Annotated in this window: 7 protein-coding genes; 5 read left to right on the forward strand and 2 right to left on the reverse strand. The window is 62.9% G+C overall.

What is annotated here, in order from left to right; all coding sequences use genetic code 11:
• The first annotated feature begins 40 nt into the window (after nucleotides 1-40).
• Genes WCJ41_RS19845 through WCJ41_RS19860 form a run of 4 tightly spaced genes read left to right on the forward strand, consistent with a single transcriptional unit; the run spans nucleotide 41 to nucleotide 3,524 of the window.
• Nucleotides 41-1,312, forward strand: a complete 1,272-nt coding sequence (locus WCJ41_RS19845) for a glycosyltransferase (protein ID WP_336907577.1) — start codon at nucleotides 41-43, stop codon at nucleotides 1,310-1,312.
• A complete protein-coding gene (locus WCJ41_RS19850) occupies nucleotides 1,309-1,656 on the forward strand; it encodes a cupin domain-containing protein (protein ID WP_336907571.1) in 348 nt (115 codons plus the stop codon). Before WCJ41_RS19845 ends, WCJ41_RS19850 begins: the two co-directional genes overlap by 4 nt.
• A gap of 15 nt (nucleotides 1,657-1,671) precedes the next feature.
• On the forward strand, nucleotides 1,672-2,016 hold the full coding sequence (locus WCJ41_RS19855) for a cupin domain-containing protein (RefSeq protein ID WP_336907572.1): 345 nt from the start codon (nucleotides 1,672-1,674) through the stop codon (nucleotides 2,014-2,016).
• On the forward strand, nucleotides 2,016-3,524 hold the full coding sequence (locus WCJ41_RS19860; RefSeq protein WP_336907573.1) for an aldehyde dehydrogenase family protein: 1,509 nt from the start codon (nucleotides 2,016-2,018) through the stop codon (nucleotides 3,522-3,524). Before WCJ41_RS19855 ends, WCJ41_RS19860 begins: the two co-directional genes overlap by 1 nt.
• Nucleotides 3,525-4,098: 574 nt before the next feature.
• Here the strand turns inward: WCJ41_RS19860 and WCJ41_RS19865 are convergent.
• Together WCJ41_RS19865 and WCJ41_RS19870 are read right to left on the reverse strand one after the other, a co-directional pair.
• On the reverse strand, nucleotides 4,099-4,455 hold the full coding sequence (locus WCJ41_RS19865) for a VanZ family protein (RefSeq protein ID WP_336907574.1): 357 nt from the start codon (nucleotides 4,453-4,455) through the stop codon (nucleotides 4,099-4,101).
• Nucleotides 4,456-4,570: 115 nt separating this feature from the next.
• On the reverse strand, nucleotides 4,571-4,705 hold the full coding sequence (locus tag WCJ41_RS19870; RefSeq protein WP_336907575.1) for a hypothetical protein: 135 nt from the start codon (nucleotides 4,703-4,705) through the stop codon (nucleotides 4,571-4,573).
• Nucleotides 4,706-5,172: 467 nt separating this feature from the next.
• On the opposite strand from WCJ41_RS19870, the gene WCJ41_RS19875 reads away from it, so the two are divergent.
• On the forward strand, nucleotides 5,173-5,645 hold a 473-nt coding region (locus tag WCJ41_RS19875), incomplete at its 3' end, for a BrnT family toxin (RefSeq protein ID WP_336907576.1).

Here is a 5,645-nt window from a genome sequence, read left to right on the forward strand (position 1 = left end):
GGCGAAGAAGCCCGCGCCGCGCAAGAAGGCGAAAAAAGTCATTGCGCTGTTTCCCGAGGCGGCCTTCGGCCCGGCGCTCAATTCGGTCGGCATCGGCCAGGCGCTGGAGAAACTGGGCCACAAGGTGGTCTTCCTGTCGGACCCGGGCTTCCTCGACGTCTACAAGGGCTATGGCTTCGAGGCCCATGCGGTGAACCTGTCGGAACCTCTGCCGCCCGAGCAGATGGCGAAATTCTGGGTCGACTTCATCAACGGCCACATCCCCAACTTCCGCAAGACGCCCTATGAGCAGATCGACAACTACGTGAAGGACTGCTGGAGCATGATCGTGGAAACCGCCAAGTGGGCCGAGAAGGACCTGCCCGGCGTGCTCGACCAGGTGAAGCCCGACGTCGTCTGCGTCGACAACGTCATCCTGTTCCCGGCGATCAAGCGCTACGCCAAGAAGAACCGCAAGCCCTGGGTGCGCATCATCTCCTGCTCGGAGAACGAGATCGAGGATCCGGACATTCCGCCTCATCTCTCAGGCGCGGGCGCCAAGGACAAGAAGGCCCAGGCCGCCTACCGCAAGCACTTCAACGCGGTGATCAAGCCGATCCACCAGGAGTTCAATCGCTTCCTCACCTCGGTGGGCGAGCGCAAGTATCCGCTCGGCCAGTTCTTCGAGGCGAGCCCGCACATGAACATCCTGCTCTATCCGAGTGCCGTGAAGTTCAAGCGCCGCCACAAGCTGCCGGCGCGCCAGTTCCAGTATCTCGAGGGCTGCGTCAGGAAGGACAAGCCCTATGACGTGCCGCGCTTCAAGGCCAACAACGACAAGCCGCTGCTCTATGTGAGCTTCGGCTCGCTCGGCTCCGGCGACGTCGACCTGCTGAAGAGGCTCATCGCATCGCTCGGCAAGATGCCGGTGCGGGCGCTCGTCAATGTCGGCGACTACAAGGACCAGTATTCCGACATTCCGCCCAATGTCATCATCGACAGCTGGTTCCCGCAGCCCTCGGTCATCCCGCAGGTCGATGCGGTGATCCACCATGGCGGCAACAACTCCTTCACCGAGTGCCTCTATTTCGGCAAGCCGGCAATCATCATGCCTTATGTGTGGGATGGCCACGACAATGCCACGCGCGTCCAGGAAACCGGCCACGGCTTCAAGCTAGACCGCTACAATTGGACCGACGCTGAGATGCAGGACAAGATCATGGCCATGTTGACTGACAAGAAGATGAAGGCGCGTCTGAAGAAGACCTCGCGCCAGATGCGTAGCAAGCACGGCCCCACCAAGGCCGCCAAGGTGATCGAGGCCATCGCATGAGTTCCGCACCGCATATTCCCAATGCCTCCACCCATTCGGACCTTGCTGACTGGGGCGTACAGCCCAATGCGCTCGATGGTTCATCGCATTCGAGCGGGCGGCTTCTCTACAAGGGGCCGAACAACCAGCCCGAGAGCGGCATCTGGGTCTGCACGCCGGGGCGCTGGACGCTGTCGATACCGCGCGACGAACTCTGCTATTTCATGTCGGGCCGGGCCACCTACCGCTCCACCGAAGGCGAGGTCATCGAGGTGGCAGCGGGCACGACCGTGATGTTTCCCGCCGGGTGGGCGGGTGAATGTACCGTGCACGAAACGATGCGCAACAGCTATATGCTCGTCTGAGAAAGGAGCAGGACAATGGTTACGCCTTACTGGACATCCCCCTTCACCGTCACCGATCTCGTCGACTGGGGAATCATTCCGACCATGATCGAGGGTGAGAGCCGCACCAGCGGCAAGGTACTGCACAAGGGGCCGAACGGCGAATCCGAATGCGGCCTCTGGAAGTGCACGCCGGGCAAATGGTTCTGCCATGTCACGCGCGACGAGTTCTGTCACTTCCTGAGGGGCCGTTGCACCTATGTGCATGAGAGCGGCGAGGTGATTGAGATCAAGCCGGACACGGCGGCCTTCTTTCCCAAGGACTGGAAGGGTGTGTGCACCGTGCACGAGGAGATCACCAAGGTCTACATGATCCGATGATGAGTTTCGACCCCGGCACGCCGCACTATTTCCTCAATCCGCATTTCGCTGCGGCACATGGCCCCGGCCACGATGTGATCGATCCCGGCAATCTCTTGCCGGTCGGTCGCATCGCGGAGTCGACCAGCGACGAGATCACCTCCGTCATCACGGCGGTCAATGCGGCACAGCGCAAGTGGAAGGCCGTCGACGCGAAGTCACGCGCCAAGCTGCTTCACGAAGTTGCTAACGCCATTGAGCGGGCGGACTTCCGCCACTGCGCCGAATTGATGACCCGCGAGATGGGGAAGCCCTACCCAGAAGCCATCGGCGAGCTTGCCAATTGCGCACCGGTTTTCAGGTATTATGCCGAGATGGCGCGCGATGATGCGGGGAAGGTCGCGGGCACCACCCAGGCCGGCTCCTTCCAGTTCGCGCGCTACGAACCGCTGGGCGTCTCGGTGCATATCATGCCGTTCAACTTTCCGGTGCTGCTGATGTGCTGGACAGTGGCTGCCTCGCTGGCCTGCGGCAATGGGTGTATCGTGAAGCCGGCACCTGCAACATCGCTCAGCACGCTCGAATTCATGAAGGTCTTTTCCGCCTTGCCCGACGGGCTGATCGCCTGCCTGCCTGGCGGCGCCGCGGTGGCGGAGGCGCTGATCGCGTCTCCCCAGACGCATGCCGTGGCCTTCACCGGGTCGGTGGCCGCGGGCAAGGCGGTGGCCGTTGCCGCAGCCTCGAACCTGAAGCCTGCCGTCATCGAGGCGGGCGGTAGCGATCCCATGATCATCTGCGCTTCGGCGCCGGTCGACATCGCGGCGGCCGGCGCCGCGACTGCGGCCTTCCATCTCTCCGGTCAGGTCTGCACCTCAGCCGAGCGTATCTACGCCGTCGATGCGGTCCACGACAGCTTTGTGGCAGCGCTTGCCGAACGGGCAAGGCAGTTGCGGATCGGCCATGGGCTGGGCCGCTCGGAGATAGGCCCGCTGGTCAGCGAAGCCGCGCGCGGCAGGGTGATGCGGCTGGTCGAAGATGCGCGCGCCAAGGGCGCTCGTGTCGTTACCGGAGGCCGCATCCCGCCAGAGCATGAGAGGGGCTGGTTCTATGAGCCGACGGTCCTCACCAACGTGACCAGCGACATGGCCATCATGCGCGAGGAATGCTTCGGCCCCGTCGTCGCCGTATGCCGTGTCACGGACTTCGAGCAGGCGATCACAGCCGCCAATGACAGCGCCTTCGGACTGGGGGCCTCGGTCTTCACCACGGTACTCGAAGAGGCAATGGAGGCCGCGGAGCGGCTCGAGTCCGGTATGGTCTGGGTCAACAACCCACTCATCGATAATGATGCCCTGCCTTTCGGTGGCTGGAAGAATTCCGGCCTCGGGCGCGAGCTGTCGCGACAGGGCATGGATGCGTTCCGGCGCTCCAAGATGGTCATCATCGATCACAAGCCTGTGCTGCAGGATTGGTGGTATCCTTACCCCGACGATTGGTTCCATGACACGGGTGGACGAAAGCACGTGTGATGCAGCGTGCCGGTGACGTGCGGCTGGGGGAGCAGCTTGCGCCGCCGTTTGTGCCGCGCGCGTTGCCAGTACTCCCCCCGCAACATCCGGCACCCCCACGATTTGCCCTGGCGTGGCGGGTCGGGTCGAAGCAGCCGGGTCATCGCTGTTGTTCCGCATCGTGGCAAATCTGGCGCACCATGCGGCATGAACCCTATAACGAGTTTATCCAGCTAAGTGTCCGATCGGCAAAGAGTTGGCGAGGGACCGAATTACGGGACCAGCGAAATTTCCATGCTGTGATTGACGCAATTGGGATCCGATGATTGCCAGTCGTCTTGCCCATGATCACGCCGACCAGTACGTCCACGCTTCTAGGGTGGCGCAGGCGAAGTACCATTGCCAGAATGGTAATCTGCTCGATCATCTACATGATCGAAGCGCACCTTTAGGAACGCGCGCAAGCCTGTCGCTGACGCGGAGCCATGGCTGGAGCGGAATTTCCCGGGGGCTCGGCAATTTGCCGACCCGCATCTCAGAGCTGTATAACTAGATTTTCCACTGCCGGCGCAATACGCGCGCCACGGGCCCGCGGTCACTGCAGGCGGCCGCGAAGCCACCGAAGCCCGACGCCCGCGGCGCCCCCGAGGACGGCGCCCATTGCGTCCGCCGCGAGGTCGAGGACTTCCCCGCTCCGCCCAACATAGGGCTGGATGATTTCGATGGCGCCGCCGTAGGCGATTGCGGCGAGCACGACCCAGGGGGCCAGGCGTGGCCGCGAGAACGACAGGGGAAGTGCGAGCGCCGCGAAGCCGATCAGGTGGTGGCTCTTATCAGTCCCCGGCACGCCCGGGTTCTGAATTGGCGTCAGCGTCAGAAATCCGATCAGTGCCGCCAGCGCCAGCGTGGCCGCGAGGGGTGCTGCCAATGGGCTGTCTTGAGTTTTTTGCATGGACATTACCACTCAGAAATTTCCACCGACGGGGGCCGAGATACTGGCTCGTGGGCGCGTGCCCTGACGCGGTGACGGCCCACGCCCCGCAGTGCTCCTACCTCCGTGACGGCGTTCACGCTACTCCAGCCCCTGCTTGACGCTCCGCCCCGCCCGCCGCCACCGTCTCGCAGTCGAGGCGGCGGAGCGCCCTCCACAACTTGGAAGACGCGCGCCGCTTGTGGTCCGCGGGGCGGTGGCGTTCGATCATTCATGTCCTCCCCTCGTGTGTAGGGTGTTCCGGTCGATGTGTGTTATGGCGCGCGCCACTCGATCCACCGACTGGCGGATGAGGGAGGAGTTTACGACGCGACCTGGTGAGACGGAAGGAGTTGGGGCTCTGACTACCTATCTCGCTTGAATTGGCGCCGCTGCGGCGGGGAGCTGGCCTCCGAGGTGGGCCGCTCAGCCCCCAGTTCCGGTGTCGCCAGTCTCGCGCATGGGCAGTGGATCAAGTTGGAGCATTGCCTATTGATCGTGATCTGCTCTGTCGGTTGCAGGGGAGCGCGCCACTTGGCAGCTATCCCGGCAGACCGCGAGCGGGAGAGGCAACGTATCGCTGCGGCGGAGCCTTGATAGGTCACAGCTGGAAGTCATTGCTCGCCCCCCCCCGTGCGAGCTACGCTGTCAGCGTAGTTTTCCCTCGACAGAACTACGCTATCAGCGTATATGTTCCCGATGGAATTCGACTGGCATGACGCCAAGCACGAGTGGAACCTGCAGGAGCGCGGCTTCGGTTTCGATTTTGCAGCGCAGATCTTTCTCGGGCGTGTTCTCACGCAAGTCGATGACCGGGAGGATTACGGCGAACGTCGGATCAAGGCGATCGGCGAGATCGATGGCGTCGTTCTCGTGGTCATCTACACGGATCGCGATGGCCTTCGTTGGATCATATCCGCCCGCAAGGCGAACAGGAGGAAGCGCGCTATGGCTCGCATGACACTGGAACAGATCAAGGCGTCGCGCCCGACGGCGGATCGTGCGAGGATCGACGCGACGAGTGAAGAGGATATCGCTCGCCACATGCGTGAGGATGGCGAGAGCCCTGATGCGGCGCTTGGTACCTTTATCGAGGACCTGCCGCCTGCCCGCATCCGCGAGCAGATGGGCATGACCCAGGTCGAATTTGCGCGGACGCTGAGCATTCCGGT

The sequence above is a fragment of the Aestuariivirga sp. genome, from assembly GCF_037139295.1.
Taxonomy (GTDB): Bacteria; Pseudomonadota; Alphaproteobacteria; order Rhizobiales; family Aestuariivirgaceae; genus Aestuariivirga.

Bases quoted from the DNA above. Each gene is read 5' to 3' on its own strand.
- WCJ41_RS19850 (WP_336907571.1), top strand. From the start codon at position 1,309: ATGAGTTCCGCACCGCATATTCCCAATGCCTCCACCCATTCGGACCTT.
- WCJ41_RS19855 (WP_336907572.1), top strand. From the start codon at position 1,672: ATGGTTACGCCTTACTGGACATCCCCCTTCACCGTCACCGATCTCGTC.
- WCJ41_RS19865 (WP_336907574.1), bottom strand. From the start codon at position 4,455: ATGCAAAAAACTCAAGACAGCCCATTGGCAGCACCCCTCGCGGCCACG.
- WCJ41_RS19860 (WP_336907573.1), top strand. From the start codon at position 2,016: ATGAGTTTCGACCCCGGCACGCCGCACTATTTCCTCAATCCGCATTTC.
- WCJ41_RS19870 (WP_336907575.1), bottom strand. From the start codon at position 4,705: ATGATCGAACGCCACCGCCCCGCGGACCACAAGCGGCGCGCGTCTTCC.